Origin of the sequence: Streptomyces sp. NPDC048172, from assembly GCF_043202595.1 — a bacterium.
Taxonomy (GTDB): domain Bacteria; phylum Actinomycetota; class Actinomycetes; order Streptomycetales; family Streptomycetaceae; genus Streptomyces.
The window spans coordinates 26,136-43,163 of the sequence record NZ_JBIDAT010000014.1 but is presented as its reverse complement, the minus strand read 5'-3'; the positions used below and the strand labels follow the sequence as shown (position 1 = coordinate 43,163).

General features: G+C 72.5%; 16 protein-coding genes. 9 read left to right on the top strand and 7 right to left on the bottom strand.

Annotation, left to right across the window (positions count from 1 at the left end):
• Positions 1 to 82: 82 nt before the first annotated feature.
• Positions 83 to 1,069 (top strand): LuxR C-terminal-related transcriptional regulator, encoded by a 987-nt coding sequence (locus ACGF3A_RS40775; protein ID WP_393735756.1) that lies wholly within the window; start codon positions 83 to 85, stop codon positions 1,067 to 1,069.
• 122 nt (positions 1,070 to 1,191) lie between these two features.
• Entirely contained in the window at positions 1,192 to 1,653 is a 462-nt protein-coding gene (locus ACGF3A_RS40770) for a hypothetical protein (RefSeq protein WP_393735754.1), read from the top strand.
• 23 nt (positions 1,654 to 1,676) lie between these two features.
• Here the strand turns inward: ACGF3A_RS40770 and ACGF3A_RS40765 are convergent, their stop codons facing one another.
• Entirely contained in the window at positions 1,677 to 2,171 is a 495-nt protein-coding gene (locus ACGF3A_RS40765) for a carboxymuconolactone decarboxylase family protein (protein ID WP_393735752.1), read from the bottom strand.
• Positions 2,172 to 2,361: 190 nt separating this feature from the next.
• On the opposite strand from ACGF3A_RS40765, the gene ACGF3A_RS40760 reads away from it, so the two are divergent.
• Positions 2,362 to 3,270 (top strand): RNA polymerase sigma-70 factor, encoded by a 909-nt coding sequence (locus tag ACGF3A_RS40760; protein WP_393735750.1) that lies wholly within the window; start codon positions 2,362 to 2,364, stop codon positions 3,268 to 3,270.
• A 68-nt stretch (positions 3,271 to 3,338) separates the two neighbouring features.
• Positions 3,339 to 4,136: a Clp protease N-terminal domain-containing protein gene (locus tag ACGF3A_RS40755; RefSeq protein WP_393735748.1), complete on the top strand. Its 798-nt coding sequence runs from the start codon at positions 3,339 to 3,341 to the stop codon at positions 4,134 to 4,136.
• On the opposite strand, the gene ACGF3A_RS40750 is transcribed toward ACGF3A_RS40755, so the two are convergent.
• A complete protein-coding gene (locus ACGF3A_RS40750; RefSeq protein ID WP_393735746.1) occupies positions 4,079 to 5,140 on the bottom strand; it encodes a glycoside hydrolase family 130 protein in 1,062 nt (353 codons plus the stop codon). The genes ACGF3A_RS40755 and ACGF3A_RS40750 overlap by 58 nt on opposite strands.
• 234 nt (positions 5,141 to 5,374) lie before the next feature.
• Here ACGF3A_RS40750 and ACGF3A_RS40745 point away from each other — a divergent pair, with 234 nt between their 5' ends.
• Positions 5,375 to 8,518: a discoidin domain-containing protein gene (locus tag ACGF3A_RS40745; protein WP_393735744.1), complete on the top strand. Its 3,144-nt coding sequence runs from the start codon at positions 5,375 to 5,377 to the stop codon at positions 8,516 to 8,518.
• 37 nt (positions 8,519 to 8,555) lie between these two features.
• Here ACGF3A_RS40745 and ACGF3A_RS40740 read toward each other — a convergent pair whose 3' ends face one another.
• Complete coding sequence (locus tag ACGF3A_RS40740) at positions 8,556 to 9,545, bottom strand: YncE family protein (protein ID WP_393735742.1); 990 nt, start codon at positions 9,543 to 9,545, stop codon at positions 8,556 to 8,558.
• A 127-nt stretch (positions 9,546 to 9,672) separates the two neighbouring features.
• Positions 9,673 to 10,059, bottom strand: a complete 387-nt coding sequence (locus ACGF3A_RS40735; protein ID WP_393735740.1) for a nuclear transport factor 2 family protein — start codon at positions 10,057 to 10,059, stop codon at positions 9,673 to 9,675.
• Positions 10,060 to 10,176: 117 nt separating this feature from the next.
• Here ACGF3A_RS40735 and ACGF3A_RS40730 point away from each other — a divergent pair, with 117 nt between their 5' ends.
• A complete protein-coding gene (locus ACGF3A_RS40730) occupies positions 10,177 to 10,755 on the top strand; it encodes a TetR/AcrR family transcriptional regulator (protein WP_393735738.1) in 579 nt (192 codons plus the stop codon).
• Positions 10,756 to 10,810: 55 nt separating this feature from the next.
• Here ACGF3A_RS40730 and ACGF3A_RS40725 read toward each other — a convergent pair whose 3' ends face one another.
• Positions 10,811 to 11,536, bottom strand: a complete 726-nt coding sequence (locus ACGF3A_RS40725) for a maleylpyruvate isomerase family mycothiol-dependent enzyme (RefSeq protein WP_393735736.1) — start codon at positions 11,534 to 11,536, stop codon at positions 10,811 to 10,813.
• A gap of 126 nt (positions 11,537 to 11,662) precedes the next feature.
• On the opposite strand from ACGF3A_RS40725, the gene ACGF3A_RS40720 reads away from it, so the two are divergent.
• From ACGF3A_RS40720 to ACGF3A_RS40710, 3 genes are all read left to right on the top strand, one after another.
• Positions 11,663 to 12,439 (top strand): class I SAM-dependent methyltransferase, encoded by a 777-nt coding sequence (locus tag ACGF3A_RS40720; protein ID WP_393735734.1) that lies wholly within the window; start codon positions 11,663 to 11,665, stop codon positions 12,437 to 12,439.
• Positions 12,440 to 12,450: 11 nt separating this feature from the next.
• The gene (locus ACGF3A_RS40715) at positions 12,451 to 13,356 is read left to right on the top strand and encodes an aminoglycoside phosphotransferase family protein (protein ID WP_393735732.1); all 906 of its coding nucleotides are present in this window, start codon (positions 12,451 to 12,453) and stop codon (positions 13,354 to 13,356) included.
• Positions 13,357 to 13,513: 157 nt separating this feature from the next.
• The gene (locus ACGF3A_RS40710; protein ID WP_393735730.1) at positions 13,514 to 13,945 is read left to right on the top strand and encodes a hypothetical protein; all 432 of its coding nucleotides are present in this window, start codon (positions 13,514 to 13,516) and stop codon (positions 13,943 to 13,945) included.
• Positions 13,946 to 13,968: 23 nt separating this feature from the next.
• Here ACGF3A_RS40710 and ACGF3A_RS40705 read toward each other — a convergent pair whose 3' ends face one another.
• Both ACGF3A_RS40705 and ACGF3A_RS40700 read right to left on the bottom strand, forming a co-directional pair.
• Complete coding sequence (locus ACGF3A_RS40705; RefSeq protein ID WP_393735728.1) at positions 13,969 to 15,678, bottom strand: DUF885 domain-containing protein; 1,710 nt, start codon at positions 15,676 to 15,678, stop codon at positions 13,969 to 13,971.
• 51 nt (positions 15,679 to 15,729) lie between these two features.
• Positions 15,730 to 17,025: an MFS transporter gene (locus tag ACGF3A_RS40700; protein WP_393735726.1), complete on the bottom strand. Its 1,296-nt coding sequence runs from the start codon at positions 17,023 to 17,025 to the stop codon at positions 15,730 to 15,732.
• Positions 17,026 to 17,028: the final 3 nt, after the last annotated feature.

Below are 17,028 nucleotides of genomic sequence, written 5' to 3'. Positions count from 1 at the left end.
GAGGGGCGGCGGAGATTGCACGGGCGACGCGGGAACGTGCACTCTTCTGCGGCGAGCAGCGCACGAGCCCGGAGGGAAACCCATGTGTGGAAACGCGGACGAACCGCATCGGCCCCCTTCCGCGCGGCTGTGCGCCCAGGGGCTCGATCGCTACCGCGAAGCCGCGGCGAAGGGCCGTATCTCCGGTGAGGTGCCCGAGTGCCTGATCCGGCTCGGGCTCGTGCGCCCCGCGTCGGACGACCCCGCCTCCTACGCCCCCGTACCGCCCGACATCGCCCTCGCACGGCACACCCGCCCCGTGCAGGAGGCGATCCTCGAACAGCAGCAGGCCCTGCTGCGCGTCCAGGACTCCTACGCCGAGGCCGAGGCCGCGTACCACGAGGCGCAGCGGGTCGCCACCACCTCCGGGCGCCTCCTCCAGGGCAGTGCCACCATCTACGCCGCGCTCAAGGCGGGGTCCGACAGCTGCACCGAGGAGGCGCTCACCCTCCAGCCCGGCGGCGGCCGCCCGGCCAAGGTGCTGGACACCGTGCTGACCTGGGAGTACGAGATGCTGGGCCGCGGCGTCCGGCGCCGTACGCTCTACCAGCACTCCGCCCGCTCGGACGGCCCCACCCTCGCGTACATGGAGAAACTCACCGAGGCGGGCGGCCGGTTCCGCACCCTCGACGAGCTGTTCGACCGCCTGGTCATCTACGACCGCAGAGTCGCCTTCATCCCGGTCGCGGGCATGGACATCCGGGAGAACGCCCTCGTCATCGAGCATCCCGCGATCGTCGACTACCTCACCCGGGTCTTCGAACACGCCTGGGACCGGGCAGAAATGGTCACCTTCGCCCGGCCCCGGTCACGCCCCGCCCCGCTGACCGACGTGAAGCGCCGCGCCGTGCTCCGCCTGATGGTCGAGGGCCACACCGACCAGACCATCGCGGCCCGGCTCGGAATGAGCGCCCGCACCGTCGCCAACCACGTCAGAGCCGCCTCCGACCAGCTCGCCGCCCGCAGCCGCGCCCAACTCGCCTACCGCCTCGCGGGATCGGGCCTGCTGGAAGAGCCCCGGGACGGATGAGGCGTCGCTCTCCGCGAGCGATGAATTCCGCCGCCCGCCGAGGTCTGTTCCTGTACAGGCACGAGTACGGGCACGAGTACGAGTACGAGTACAGCCAACGAGACGGAAGCGGAGTGATCACCATGGCGGACCGCAGGGCGGAGGCGCTGGCGCGGCTGGACGTCTTCATCGGTGACTGGACGGTGGAAGTCCGCTTCCCCGGAACGACCGCGGGCGACGCCCCCGTCGCCCGCAGCCGCTTCGAGTGGACGCTGGACCGCCAGTTCCTCCTCCAGCGCACCGAGATCCCGGTCCCGGAGGCCCCCGACGGCCTGATGCTCATCGGCGCGGACCAGGAGACCGGCGCGTACACCCAGCACTACTACGACTCACGCGGCGTGGCCCGGCTGTACGCCATGACCTTCGACGGCCGGACATGGACGCTGAAGCGCGAGGCCGCCGACTTCACGCCGCTCGACTTCCACCAGCGCTTCACCGGCACGTTCGACGACGCGGCGAACACCCTCACCGCCGCCTGGGAGACCCGCCAGGAGGGCCAGGACTGGCAGCTCGACTTCGACCTCGTCTACCGCCGGGCCACCTAGAGGCAAGCCACGGCCCGTCGCGGTCAGCCGCGGTCGGTCGCCAGGGCCGCGAACATGCCGGGGTCGTAGGTCCCGCCCCGCATGCGCGTGATCACGCCGAAGCGGTTGGAGGCGTTGATCATCGCTATCGCGGAGACCAGGGCCGCGGTCTGGTCGTCGTCGTAGTGCTCGCGCACCTGGGCCCAGGTCTCGTCGGACACGCCCTGGTGGGCGTCGGCGAGCCGGGTGCCCTCCTCGGCGAGGGCCAGCGCGGCCCGTTCGGCGTCCGTGAACACGGTCGCCTCGCGCCAGGCGGCGACCAGGTTGAGCCGCAGCGCGGTCTCCCCCGCGCGGGTGGCCTCCTTGGTGTGGACGTCGACGCACCAGCCGCAGCCGTTGATCTGGCTGGCGCGCAGCTCGACCAGCTCCAGCAGCGACTGGGGCAGCGCCGCCTCCTGGATGGCGAGGTTGACGGCGTAGACGCGCTTGCCGACCTTGGCACCGAGCTTGTTGGTCATCAGGTCGAGACGGGTTTCCATGGTTCGTCCTCCCTCGTGTTCGTGCGTCACCGTGACGCCGTACGCCATGGAGAAGCCGCTCCCCCGCCCCCTGTGACAGCCCGGCGATGTGACGCGGGCCACGCGGTCCGGCTGTCACAGAACGACGCCGCGCGGCATCTTGTGCGTGAAGTGATCTGACACGGCTGCGAACGAACAGGCAGGAGCGGACATGGAAACCGGAACGGACGCACGCGGCCCGGAGGGCGGCCGTACGGACCCCGCCACCACGGCGTTCGTGGCCCACCGCAACCTCCTCTTCACCGTCGCCTACGAGATGCTCGGCTCCGCCGCCGACGCCGAGGACGTCCTCCAGGAGACCTGGCTGCGCTGGTCGGGCGTCGACCTGAGCACGGTGCGGGACTCGCGCGCGTACCTCGTACGGATCACGACCCGCGAGGCCCTGACCCGGCTGCGTACGCTCCGCCGCCGCAAGGAGTCCTACGTCGGGCCGTGGCTCCCCGAACCGCTGCTGACCGCGCCGGACGTCGCCGAGGACGTCGAACTCGCGGACAGCGTCTCGATGGCGATGCTGCTGGTGCTGGAGACGCTCGCGCCGACCGAGCGAGCCGTGTTCGTCCTGCGCGAGGTCTTCGACCTCGGCTACGGCGAGATCGCGGACGCCGTCGACAAGACCCCGGCCGCCGTCCGCCAGATCGCCCACCGCGCCCGGGCCCACGTCGCCGCCCGCCGCCCCCGCGTCGACGTGCCCGCCGCCGAGACCCGCGACGCGCTCGACGCCTTCCGGGAGGCCGTCGAGACGGGCGACATGCGGCGCCTCCTCGACGTCCTCGCGCCGGACGTCGTCCTGCTGACCGACGGCGGCGGAGTCGTACGCGCCGCGCTCTCCCCCGTCGTGGGCGCCGGGCCCGTCACCCAGGTCCTGGCCCGCCTCGCCACCGCCGCGGCCCTCCGCCCGGCCCAGATCAACGGCCACCCCGCGCTCCTCGTCGAACTCTCCGGCAAGACCGACAGCGTCCTCGCCGTCCGCGTCGACGACGGCCTCATCACCGGCCTCTACGCGGTCCGCAACCCCGAGAAGCTGGCCCGTATCACCCACGAGACGCGCGTGAGCCGCTGAGCCGTGCACCCCCGGCAGTTTGGCAAGCAGCCGTTGACAATTCCCCTTTGTCAAGGCTGACTTGCCCCATGACGCTTCCGGACCTTGACGATCTGATCGCCGAAGTGGACCGCACCTGCGAGGTCGCGCATCGCCCCGGCGGGCAGGAGCAGCCCGACTGGCTGGCGCTGCTCGGCTCGGCCGCCGGGATCGCGGGCCAACTCCAGGCGCTGGCCGACGACCTGGTCGAGGACTACGTCGAGCACTGCCGGCTGCACGGCATCTCGTGGACCGACATCGGCACGGCCCTGGGCGTGACCCGGCAGGCCGTTCAGCAGCGCTTCCACGCGCCGCACAAGCGATACCCCCCGGAGACGCTCACCGAGGGTCTCCAGCAGGCGATGACGCACATGAAGCGGGCCGCCGTGCAGCACCGCAACAACTACATCGGCACCGAGCACCTGTTGTGGGGGCTGACCGCGGAGGAGAACACCGCCACGGCCCTCCTCGCGGCAGCGGGCGCCGACCCGGCCGAGATCCACCGCGCGGTCGGCGCCCAGATCGGCATGGGCGCCTCGCAGGCCGCCGAGCGCATCGCCTGGACCCCGTACTCCCGCAAGGCCATCGCCCTCGCCGAGGAGTTCGCCGGGGAGTTCGCCGAGGAGTACGCCGGGGAGCACGCCGGGGAAGCGGGATCCTCACTGATCGACTGCGACCACCTGCTCCTCGGCCTCACCCGTATCGCCCGCGGCGCGGCCGCCACGGTCCTCTCCACGGCGGGCCTCGACGCGGACAGCCTCCGGGAGGCGTCGCGTCACGGCCGCGAAGGTCACTCCCCCGACGGGTCGAAGACCGCGGCGCCGAGGACCGAGTCGGCCATGCCGTAGTAGAGGAACCAGGTGCCGCGGAAGTGGACGAGGCCCTCGCTGAAGACGACGTGGTTGACCTGGCCGCCCTCCTCGTCGTCCGAGGTCGGGACGAGGAACGGGCGTTCCAGGCGGGCGACCGCCTTCGTCGGGTCGGCCGGGTCGATGAGGAGCTGCCCGCCCGAGTACTGGCCCTTGGTGTAGCCGCCCTTGCCGTCCGAACGGCCGTTGTAGACCAGCAGGATGTGGCCGTCGTCGGTGAGCAGCGGCGGCGGGCCCGGTTCGATGAGGGAGCCCTCCCAGGGGTGGAGGGGCTTCGCCACCGGGTCGTCGTTGCCGACGGTCTTCCAGTGGATGAGGTCCTTGGACGTGGCCCAGTAGATGTTGGACTCGCCGAAGTACATCCAGTACTTGCCGTCGATGGGGGTGGCGAGGAGGGCGCCCGCCTTGTTCCAGGGCTTGTCGCCGTGGATCGGGTCGGGCAGGTCGGGGAAGAGCGGGCCGTGCTTCTCCCAGTGCACCAGGTCCTTCGAGGTGGCCAGGCAGAGCAGGGCGCTCGTCCCGTCGTAACCGGTGTACGTGAGGTAGTACGTGTCGCCGATCCGGACCACGCGCGGGTCCTCGCAGCCACCGGGCTTCTCGTACGGCTCCGTCGGCTTGAGCACCGGCTCCGGCCTGCGGCGGAAGGTGAGGCCGTCGTCGCTCCAGGCGAGCCCGATGCTGGAGGTCTTCTTCTCGTCCTGGGCCCGGTAGAGCAGCGCGATCCGGCCGCCGACGACCAGGGCGCAGGGGTTGTAGAGGTACGCCGACTCCCACGCGTGCGCGGGTTCGGGGCGCAGGATCGGGTTCGACTCGCTCTTGGTGAAGGGGCCCAGGGGGAAGCGGGCGGGTCCGCGAAGGGGCTGCTGGAGGCGCTGGTGACCCGCGGCCGACGAGGGGCCCGCCATGGCGAGCGTCCCCGCCAGCGCCGCACCGGCCACACCGGCCGACGCCTTCAGCACTCCGCGGCGGTTGGCGTACTCCATGTCCGTACGACCTCCTGGTGGTCGGGAGCCACGAGCCGCTGACAACGTTGTCGAACAGCGGTCCGCACGCGCTTGCTTGGCCCACACCCTGAGCGAGGCACCCCGCCCCGTCAAGGGAACGGACGCCACGGGTTCCCCAAGAGTCCAGCGCGTCCGAGGTGTTGACAGGTTTCACGAGGCGGCTCAAGAATCGGCCCCTACGTGACAACGTTGTCGGCAGGCAGGAGGACCACCGTGGGGTCCGAGTCCATCTCCCTTGAGGTCGGCCGTCGGCGCCTCCTGCAGCTGCTCGGCGCGACCGGCGCCGCCGCCGCGCTCCCCCTCGCCCTCGCCTCCCCCGCCACGGCGGCCCCGGGGCGGACCACGGATGTCGCCGCCGCCTACTACCGCGCCCTGCTCCGCCACACCCGCTGGTCGGAGACGCAGTGGGACGAGGCGAAGGGGACGTACAGCGAGAAGGACTTCGGCTTCGCCGTCGTCCTCGGGCACGCCGTGCTGCTGACGCGCGGGGAGTTCGACGAGGGCGTGGCCGGGGTGAGCAGGGCGACGCTCAAGCGGCGTACGCTCGCGACCCTGCGCCACTTCGCGGCGTCGAACCGGCTGGCGGGCGGCAGCACATGGGGCCGCAGGCTCTTCTTCGACACCACGTTCCAGTCGTACTTCGTCCTCGCCGCGCGCCTGCTGTGGGACGAGCTGGACGCCGGGACGCGCTCCGCGGTCGACACGATCACCCGCGAACAGGCCGCGTACACGCACTCGCTGGGCACGGGCGACGACCCGGACTCGGGCGACTGGACGCCGAACGGCCTGAAGGGCGGGTACGTCGGCGACACCAAGCTGGAGGAGATGGGCGTCTACTCCCAGACGCTCGCCCCGGCCCTGGCCTGGGCCCCGGACGACCGGCGCCGCCCCGGCTGGGCCGCCTCCTATGGCGCGTGGTCGCGGAACGAGGCAGGGCTGCCGCCCGCCGACCTGGCCAACCCCACGCGGGTGGACGGCGTCCCGGTCTCGCGCAACACCGCCCGCAACACGTACGACACGTTCATCGTCGAGAACCACGAGTCGTTCGGGCCGCACTACCAGGAGGAGCTGTGGCGCACCTCGGGCCGTAACGCGGCGCACTTCCTCGCGGCGGAGCAGCCGCTGCCCGAGGTCCTCACCGCGCAGCCCAACGCCGGGCCCCTGTGGCGCACGCTGCTGGGCGTCATGTCCGACGCGGGCGAGCCGCTGATGCCGATGGTGAACGACCGCGAGCACCTCTACGGCCGCGACGTGATCCCGCTCGCCTTCCTCTCCCGGGTGGCCGGTGACAGGGCCGCGGCGCGCGCCGAACTGGAGCTGGCCGCGCGGCTGGAGGCGTACCAGAAGTACCCGCCCGAGAACCGGCTGACGAAGTTCTCCGGCGAGCCGAAGTACGAGCCCGAGGCGCGCGCCGAGCTCGCCATCAGCTACCTGCTGCACGAGTGGACCGCCGGCCGGCACGTACGGGCGCTCTCGCGGGCCGGACTCTTCGAGCACGCCAAGGGCGTCACCGACTTCGGCACCGGCCCCGGCCTGGTCTCGCACCAGTCCCCGGCGGCCTGGGCGGGCGCGGTGACGAAGCCGGGCTTCGTGAAGTTCGCCTGGCAGCCCGCGCACGACGACTGGCTGTTCCGGCTCAGCGGCAGCACCCCGATGTTCCTGCCCTCGACCGCCGCCGAGGTCACCGGCCGTACGGTGCGGGTGCACACGGCCGTACGGGACGGCTTCGACGGCAGCGCGACACTGCTCCGCCTCGGGGACGGCTTCGCCGGGTACACGACGCTCCCCACCGGCGCGGTGGTCTACGCGGCCGACGGCTCGTTCGCGGGCGGCTCACGGCTGGAGGTGCACAACCTGACCATGCCGGGCGTGGCGGGCCTGGACGGCAGCCGCACGTACCGCTTCGCGGAGGGCACGGCCGAGGTCCGCGCGCAGGACGCCGCCGCCTCGGAGGGGTCCGGACGCACCGACGAACTGACCTTCGAGCGGGCGACGGTCCGTCACCTCCGCGTGCTGGGCGTGCAGCCCGACCCGGCGTACGGGTACTCGCTGTACGCGGTGGAGGCCCGCGACGCCGACGGCGGTCCCGACCTCGCCCGCGGCCGTACGGCGACGGCGTCCTCGCACGCGTCCGGCATGGAGCCGGAGCTGGCGGTGGACGGCGAGGCCGACACCCGGTGGGCCGTCTCGACGAAGGACCGGCCGCGCGCCGACAGCTGGTGGGCGGTGGACCTCGGCGCCGCGCACGCGCTCGACCGGGTCACCCTGCGCTGGGAGGCCGCCGCCGCGCGCGTCTACCGCCTCCAGGGCTCGGCCGACGGCGAGCGGTGGACGGACCTGGCGACGGGACCGGAGCCCGCGGTGCGCAGCGAGGGCGGCTGGCTCGACGTCGACGGCCGTGCGGGCCTGGTGGTGCGCGGCGGGCGCGGCGGCGGCAAGCGCGCGGTCGCCGTCTACGGCGACATGATCGTCCCGGCCGACGGCGCCGACGACGCACGCACGCCCCTCGTCGTCGAGGGCCACTGCGCCGCCTCGCCCGAAAAGCTCCGCGACCTGGCGCGCGACGCCACGCCGACCGCCGAGGACGAGCGGCTCCGCGCCGCGCTCACGGACGGGTACCTGAGCCTGTTCAACCTCTCCGGGGACGCGGTCGGCACGCGCGTCGAGGTGCCCCAGCCGGGCCGCCGTCTGCGCGTCCACGAGGGCGAGCAGACGGTGACCCGGAACGGCCTCGTCCGCACCGCGCGCCTCGACGCCGCGTCCGCCCGGCTGCTGCCGCCCCGCTTCACCCTCACCTCGCTGTCGGGCCGTACGCTCCCCCCGGGCCTGCGGATCCGGGTGACCGACGGGGCGACCCTGCACCTGTCGGGCCCCGGCTGCCGGGTACGGATCGAGGGCCAGGGCCGCAGCACCGTCGCGACCGTACGGGCCGGGCGCGGGACCCGGGTCACCGTGCCGGGCGCGCGGCCGTTCCCGTACGACGACCACGCCCTGGGCCGGAACACCTTCCCCACCTCCCCGCTGCCGCCCGGGATGTCCTCGCCGGGTGCGGCGGTGGACGGCGCCCCGGACACCGCGTGGCGGCCGGGGCCGGACGGCCGGATGGTCGTGGACCTCGGGGAACGGCGCCCGGTGCGCCGTGTGGAGGCCGAGTGGACGACGCCCTCGGCCCCTGCCGCGCACGTGGAGTTCAGCAAGGACGGCGTGCACTACCGGAGGGCGGGCACGCTGGACGGCCACGGCCGCGTACGCCGCCTCCGGCACGAGGCCGCCGCTCCCTCCGCCCGCTACGTAGCCGTGAAGGTCCACGGCACGCCGCCCGCGCACGCCCGCCTGGTGCGGCTCTCCGTGCGCTGAGCCCGGGGGGCTCGGGGGTGGGACTCGGGGGTGGGCCTCACCTCCTCACCCGGACCACCTCGTAGGTGAGCCGCCCGGAAGAGGGCACGTCGAACCGGGAGTTGACCGCGTAGAGGTCGCCGCCGCGGCCGAAGGCGAGGTTCGTGGGCACGGCGAGGTCGCTGTCCTCGATCGTACGGACGTGCGTCGCGGAGGTGCCGTCGCGCGAGAGCTTCAGCTCGGCGATGGTGTTCTCGCTGTGCTGCGCGACGTGGAGCGTGGAGCCGCGCAGCTCGATCCCGTCGGCGCCGAGCACCGGGCCGCCGTGGACGGTCACGCGCCGGGCGTCTCCCGTACGGGTGTCCACCCGGTACAGCTCGCTGCTGTTGCCGTACGGGTCGTCGGGGCTGTCGGTCTGCGCGACGAGGACGGTGTGCGCGTCGATCGCGGTGATCCCGTTGCCGTTGAACGCCCTGCCGAGCTCGCTCTCCTTCACGAGTTCGAAGTCGCCGCCCAGCCGTATCGTCCGGGGCTCGCCGAGCCCGCGCCCGTCCGCGCGCAGCGGGAAGGCGTGCAGGACGCCCTTGTACGAGTCGGTGACGTACGCGGTGTCCCCCGTCACGGTGATGTCGTTGAGCAGCTCCGCGCCCGGGACCTCGTGGTTCTCCAACTGCTCGCCCGTGAACCGGTCGTAGACGCGCAGCTCCCCCGAGGTCTGACCGGCTACCAGGAGCAGACGGCCGGTGACGTGCAGGCCGAGCGCGTGGTCCCCGTCGGCCTCGACGAGCGGCTTCACGTCCCCGGTACGGAGGTTCACCTTCATGACCCTGCCGTCGGTGAACGAGCTGATGTACGCGGTGTCGCCGACGGTCTCGATGCCCTCGGGCTGGTAGCCGAGGCCGTCGGGCATGCCGTCGTTCGGCAGCGCGATGGTCTTCGGCGGGCTGGCGGGTTCCGCGCCGTAGGCGGTGGCGGTGGCGCCGGTGACACCGGCGACGGCGACAGCGACGGCGGCGACCGCTGTCGCGATGCGGGTGACGCTCTTCATGATCACTCTCTCCCTCTCCAACGGACTGGCCCTGGCGGTCCCTTGGGGCCTCTGGGAGGAACGCTAGAACCTGACACCCATGTGAGAGGCAAGCGCCGAGGCGTCGTACGAGGTCAGAGCGCAGAGGTCAGACGAAGAAGGCGTTCATCCCCGGCACGTCGGAGAGGTAGGTCTCGACGCTCGCGATCCTTCCGTCGCGGAGCCGGCAGACCGTGGCCAGGTGCTCGTCCAGCACAGCGTCCTCGCGGCGCGCGGTGTTGTGCAGCGAGAGGGCCATGTTCTCCCTGCTGACCAGGAGGTTGAGCAGCTCGAAGTGGACGCCGTACGAGGCGATCAGCTGCGCGCGCTCCACCACGGCGTCGGCCCCCTCCGCCGTACCGGAGATGGCGTTGTCGCCGGGCAGGGTCCAGGTCGCGTCGTCGTGCAGCAGGGCCCGGATCCCGTCCCAGTCGGCGGAGACGAGGGCCTTGTGGAAGGTGCGCCCCAGGGCGAGGGCGGCGGCTTCGGTGGACATGGTTGATCCCTTCGAGGGCGTACGGACGGCCTTAAAGCGGTGATCTCCGCTTTAAGGCACCGTAGGCCTACGAGCCACTAAGGCGCAAGCCTTCGCTTTAAGGCTTAGGGTAGGAGCATGGACACCGACGACGCACCGGCGAAGCGGCCGGGCGGGCGCAGCAGCCGCGTCCGCGCCGCCGTGCACAGCGCCGCGGTCGCGCTCGTGAGCGAGCGCGGCGCGGACCAGGTGACCCTCCCGGCCGTGGCCCAGCGCGCGGAGGTCAACCCCAGCACTCTCTACCGGCGTTGGGGCACGCTCGCCGCACTGCTGGCCGACATCGCCGAGGACCATGGCGACAAGGGAGCGCCCCCGCTCGTCGGCGACCTCCGCACCGACCTGGAGAACCAGGCCCTCTGGACCCTGGAAGAGCTCTCCCGCCCCGGCGGCATCGCCTTCTTCCGCGCCGAGGTCGCCCCCGACGTCGACGAACGCCACGCCGGAATGCGCGCATGCCTCCGCCGCGTCAGCGACCGCTTCGCCCCCGTCCTCGAAGCGGCCCGGACCCGCGCCGGCACGTCCGGGCCCCCGCCGTCCCTGGAACAGGTCCTGGACCGCCTGGTCGCCCCGCTCTACTTCCGCGTCGTCTTCTCGATCCCCGGCACGGACGAGACCTACGTCCGCTCCCTGGTCACGGACCTCATCGGGGAGACGTGAGCCACGCGCACCGGACGACCGCCCCTGTGCCGCCCGGCGACCTGGAGGGCTTACGTCAGTCCGCCGGGTCCGGCGGCCAGGGGCCGAGCTCGGGCAAGGCCGTACCGGTCGTGTCCAAGGGACCGTCGGTGTCGCGCCCGGCCATCCACGCCGCGAGGTCACGCACCGCGCCGGAGACCTCGACGGACGACGTCCCCGCCCCGAGGGTCCGGGTGAACTCACCATCGGTGGCCCGCAGGACCAGCCGGGTACGGTCCGGGGCACGGCCCGACAGGAAGTCCAGGGTGTGCAGCGCGAAGTCCGACGGCCAGTCGCGGGGCCGGTACCCGGCCGCCAGGTCGACCGCGTGGATCTCCGCCTCCCGCCACCGGGCCAGCGCGGTGTCCAGCACCGTGGCATGGCGGAACCGGACAGCTCGCCCCCAATCCTCGGCCCCCAGCCTGCTCCAGGTCTCTTCCAAGGCCCGCTGGGCCAGCCCCAGTTCCCCGTACAGCTCCGCCAGCGGCAGGGCGGCCCCCTCCTCGATGGCCCGGTCACGCTCCGCCGGGCCGCCGTCGTACATCTCGACGCGCTCGCCCCGCAACGCCGCCCGCGCCTGCCGCTCGAAGGCGCGGGCGTTGTCGGCGAGGTGCTGGAGGACATGCCCGCGTGTCCACCCGGGCAGGGCGGAGGCCTCGCCCTTCTGCCGCTCGTCGAACCGTTCGACCAGCGCGAGCACCCTGGCATGCGCGGAGGAGACCCGGGGCAGCAGTTCGTCAGGAGCAATAAGTGAGTTGACCACTGTCGCAGCCTAACCGTCGGCCCCTTTCCGCTCGCGGGCAGCGAAGGGGCAGGATCAGGAAGACGAAGAGGACCGAGCGAACCCTTCAACGATGTCTGCGACCGGGGCAGGGCCTAGGCTGCGACGATGCAGTCTGCGGACCGGAATCGGGCGAACGACTACGACAGCATCGCCGAGGCGTACGCGGCGGAGAACGCGAACAGCCTCGTGAACGCCTACTACGAGCGGCCCGCGATGCTGGCCCTCGCCGGAGACGTCACCGGCCGCCGGGTCCTGGACGCGGGGTGCGGCTCCGGCATGCTGTCGGCCGCGCTGCGCGACCGCGGTGCCGTCGTCACCGGCATCGACGCCAGCGCGGGAATGCTGGCGCAGGCGAGGCGGCTGCTCGGCGAGGACGCGGACCTCCACGTGGCCGACCTGCGGGACCCGCTGCCGTTCGACGACGGGACGTTCGACGACGCGGCCGCGTCGCTGGTGCTGCACTATCTGGAGGACTGGGGGCCGACGCTGGCCGAGCTGCGGCGGGTGCTCCGGCCCGGCGGGCGCCTGATCGCCTCGGTGAGCCACCCCTTCACGTCCTACGCGCACCGGGATCCCCGGCCCGACTACCACGCGACGACCAGCTACACCTTCGACTGGGCCTTCGACGGGGAGTCCGTCCCGATGAGGCTGTGGCGCAGGCCGCTGCACGCGATGACCGACGCCTTCACCGCCGCCGGTTTCCGCCTCACCGCTCTCAGCGAACCGCGGCCCGACCCGGCCGCCCGTGAGCTGTTCCCGGACGGATTCCAGCAGCTGTCGAGCAACCCCAACTTCCTCTTCTTCGTCGTCGAGGCACCGCCGTCGGCCACCGCCGTCGATCACCGGCTCGGGCGGAACGGGAAGCAAATCCCGCCCCAGTAATGTGGTTTCGCATGACCGACTCCGAGGCCGAGGCCGAGACCGAGATCACCGCAGACCTGGTCCATGAGCTGCTGCGGGAGCAGCACCCTGACCTCGCTGGACCGGCCGTCCGCGAAGTGGCGGGCGGTTGGGGCAACCAGATGTGGCGCCTGGGGGACGACCTGGCTGTGCGCATGCCGCGTACGGAGGACGCTCCGGACCTGCTCCGCAAGGAGTGCCGGTGGCTGCCCGTACTGGCCCCGCGCCTGCCGCTCCCGGTCCCCCTCCCCGTACGGACCGGCGAACCGTCCGTGCGCTTCCCGAAGCCCTGGGCCGTGATGTCGTGGGTCCACGGCGAGCCCTTGGACCGCTCCTCGATCAGCGAGGGCGGGCACGCCGCCGACGTGCTGGCGGGCTTCCTCAAGGCGCTCCACGTCGAGGCGCCGCCCGAGGCACCGCCCGTTGCGGATAGGGGCGCGCACCCCAAGCAGTACACGGACGGCTTCGAGCAGTTCTTCCAGGCCGTGGTCCCCGGCGACGTCGCCGACGAGGTCCGGGCCGTCTGGGACGAGGCTGTCGCGGCCCCCGGATGGGAGGGCCCGCCGGTGTGGGTGCACGGTGACCTCCACCCCGCGAACGTCGTCGTCTCGGAGGGGACGCTCGCGGGCGTGATCGACTTCGGCGACATGTGCGCCGGTGATCCGGCGTGGGACCTCGCGGCCGCATGGGTACTCCTTCCCGACGGCGCCGCCCGGCCCTTCTTCGACGCGTACGGGCAGGCGGACGAGGGCACGGTCCGCCGCGCCCGCGGACTGGCCGCCCTGAAGTGCCTGTTCCTCCTGCTCATGGGCCAGAACGGCGACCGGGGCCTGCCCGGCGGCAAACCGGCATGGGGACCGGCGGGCCGGGCAGCGCTCGATCGCGTCCTGCGCGGCTGATCTCCCCACCCACCCCACATCCACACCACACCCGCCCCATCCGACCCACCCGCCCCACGGGCACGTATGGCACCATCCTCCTTCCGGTCGCACGGGGGATCAGGAAGCGCGATCGGCAAGCAGAGCACGGAAGTTGAGAACGGGGAACATCATGCGCGTGCGCAGGACCGCGGCCTGTCTGGCCGCCGTGGCGGCACTCATGGCCGGGCTGACCGGCTGCTCGGACGACGGCGGGAAGAAGTCGAAGAGCTCCGGCGACGGGCCGGGGCTCGGCGCCAAGGACGGAGCGGACGGGAAGGTCACCGTCGAGTTCCAGCTCACCGGCGACTCGCCCGCCAGCGTCTACATCCCGGGCATCATCCGGAAGAACGGCGGGTTCGAGGATTACGAGGTCGAGAAGGTCAAGACGCCCTGGAAGAAGAAGTTCAAGGTCAATCCGGGCAACCCGCTGTCCATCCAGTCCTCGCCCGAAAACGGGCAGAAGTCCATCGGCTGCAAGATCGTTGTGAACGGCGAGGTCAAGGACCAGGACATGCAGCGGTACAAGGAGGGTTCCACCCTCACCACCGGCTGCACGACGTCCGCCTAGGCAGCGCCTTCAGCCCTTGGCCGTCAGCCCCCTGGCCGTTCGGTCCATCCCCGTTCGATCCATCGCCGGATGATGTCGTCGAGCGTATCCAGGGGCACGGCGCCATGGGCCAGCACGTGGTGGTGGAAGTCCTTGACGGAGAACCCGGAGCCGAGCCGGCGTTCGGCGAGGTGCCGGAGTTGCTCGATCCGCAGGCGCCCGATGAGGTAGGCCAGGGCCTGGCCGGGCCAGGCGATGTAACGGTCCACCTCGTTGCGGATGTTGGACTCCGAGAGCGCGCTGTTCGCCCGTAGGAACTCGATGGCGCGCGTGCGGGACCACCCGAGGTGGTGCATGCCGGTGTCCACCACGAGACGGCAGGCGCGCCAGGCGTCGAAGGACAGCATGCCCAGCCGGTCCAGGTCCGAGGTGTAGAGGCCCATCTCGTCGGCGAGGCGCTCCACGTACAGGCCCCAGCCCTCCCCGTGCGCGGTGAGGAAGGCGAACCGCTGGAAGTCGGGCAGGTCGTCGCGGGACTGGGCGAGGGCGATCTGGAGGTGGTGGCCGGGCAGGCTCTCGTGGAAGGCCAGTGCCTCGTACTCGAACCGGGGCCGGGAGCGCGGCTCGTGGGTGTTGACCACGTGCGCGCCCGGGCGGGAGCCGTCCGCGGCGGGAGGCCGGTAGTAGGCCAGCGTGGAACCCTCGGCCTCGGCCGGGTGCGTCGCCTCGACCACGCAGGGCGCGAGCGCGTAGTCGCGGAACCAGTCCCGCATCGCGGCCTCGGCCCGGCGCAGGGACGTGGTGGCGCTGTCGAGGATCTGGCCGGCGTCCTCGAAGCGGAGGGCGGGGTCCGCGCGCAGGCGGCGCAGGACGGCGGTGACGTCGGAGGTGCCGAGGGCGCGGGATCCGGTCTCCGCGAACTCCGCCCGGAGCGCGCCGAGATGGTCGAGGCCGATCCCGTGGATCTCCTCCGGTGTCAGGTCCGTCGTCGTGTGGACCTGCGCGGCGACCTGGTAGGCCGCTTCGCCGCCGGGTACGTGGCACAGCCCCACGTGGCCGTCGGAGCGCGCCCGCGGCAGGATTTCGCCGGTGAGCGCTGCGGCGTGCCGGGCCAGTGCGGGACGGACCACGTCGCGGACGACGGTGAGGATCCGCTCGCGTTGCCGGTCGTCCGTGGCGGGCCGGAGGAAGAGGTCCCCGGCCGGGTCGGAGGCCAGGTACGCGCGCAGTTGTTCGGCTGCCTGGCGTACGCCGTGTGCCGGGGGAACGCGGCCTTCGGCGGCGGCCTGGCGGTAGCGCCGCGACAGCGCCTCGAAGTAGCCCCCGAGCCCGCGCAGCCGCCGCAGATAGGCGTCGGCGTCCGCCTCGCCCCGCAGTCGCGCGGTGGTCGGCACGGTGGCGAAGACCTGGCTCGGCACTCCGGCGACGGAGCCGGAGACGCCCACCTCGAAGGCGCCCCGGCCGAACCCGGCCGCCATCTCGTCGCGTTCACCGCGCAGGAGCCGTCCGAGCATCGTGTACGTGACCCGGTCCTGGTCGTCGAGCGCGGCCGGGTCCAGCGCGCCGAATTTCTGGAGCAGACCGTCCAGCGCTTCCAGCCGCCGCCGGTCGCCGTCCCGGCTCGGATCGGGTACCTCCGCCTCGTGGCCGGGGATGCCGAACGCGGTGGCGGCGAACGGATCTTCGGCGTACGTGTGCCGGAAGTACTCCGAGCCGAGCCAGGACAGCCGGTCGTTCGGTGCGTGCTTCGTCATGCCGCTCCTGCAGTGACGGGAGGGAAGGGACCCTCACAGACGTACCCGCGCTCACGCGGCCTTGGACAGACTGGCCGGGTCCGGACCAGAGGTCTGCCGGGTGTGCCGGGCGGGTGTCACGGAGCTGGCCACGGCACTGGGCACGGTCCCGTGTGCGGCGTGGCGCGGCCACAGGAGGGGCGCGGCGAGCGCTCCCGCTCCGGCGAGGACCGCGAGGACCGACCAGGCGACGGGCAGACCGGCGGTCGTACCGAGCCATCCCGCGACGGGGTAGGTGAGCAGCCAGGCCAGGTGCGACAGGGAGAACTGCGCCGCGAACGCCTCGGGGATCGCGTTCCGGGCGACGGAGGCCCGCAGCACCTTGCCGGTCGGCGTGATGACCAGCGCCATGCCGACGCCGATCGCGGTCCACACGACCGCCGTTCCGGCCCAGGTGAGGAGACCGGCCGCGACGAGCGCCACCGCGGCGCCCGTACCGGCGACGAGGACCGCAGCGCCCGTCATCATGACCGTACGGGCGGCGACGCGGTCCAGGACGCGGGGCAGCGCGAGGGCGGTCAGCAGGGTTCCGGTGCCGGAGGCGGCGAGCATCCAGGCGACGGCCGACTGCGAGCCGCCGAGCTGGTCCCGTACGTGGTTCACGGTGTTGACGACGACGATCGAACCGGCCGCCGCGACCACGAGGTTGAGGGCCATGACGCCGCGCAGCCGCGGCGTCCTGAGGAAGGTCCTGATGCCTGCCGCCGCCTTGTCCCACGCCCTGGTGTGGGCGCTGGGGCGGGCGTCGGGGACGCGTGTGGCCAGGACGAGCAGGGCGGAGAGCAGGAATCCGGCGGAGGTGCCCAGGAACAGCCGGTCGAAGCTCATGAACGTGAGGGCCACGGCGGCCAGTACGGGGCTGAGCAGGCTCTCCATGGTGGAGGCGACCTGGGAGGCGGACAGGGCGCGCGTGTAGGCGGCGTCGTCGGTGACGATGTCGGGGATGACGGCCTGGAACGTCGGGGTGAACGCCGCGGAGGCGGCCTGGAGCAGGCCGATCAGCACGTAGATGTGCCAGACCTCGGTGACCAGGGGCAGCGCGAGAACCACGGCGCCGCGGACCGTGTCGAGGAGGACCAGGAGGGTTCTCCGGGGGAGCCGGTCGACGTACGCGGCGGCCAGCGGGGCTATGAGCACGTACATGACCATCTTGACGGTCAGCGCCGTGCCGAGAACGGTCCCGGCGCGCGGACCGGCGAGGTCGTAGGCGAGCAGCCCGAGGGCCACGGTGGTCAGCCCGGTCCCGAACAGGGCGATGACCTGGGCGGCGAAGAGATGACGGTAGTCGCGGATGGCGAACAGTCGCATGAC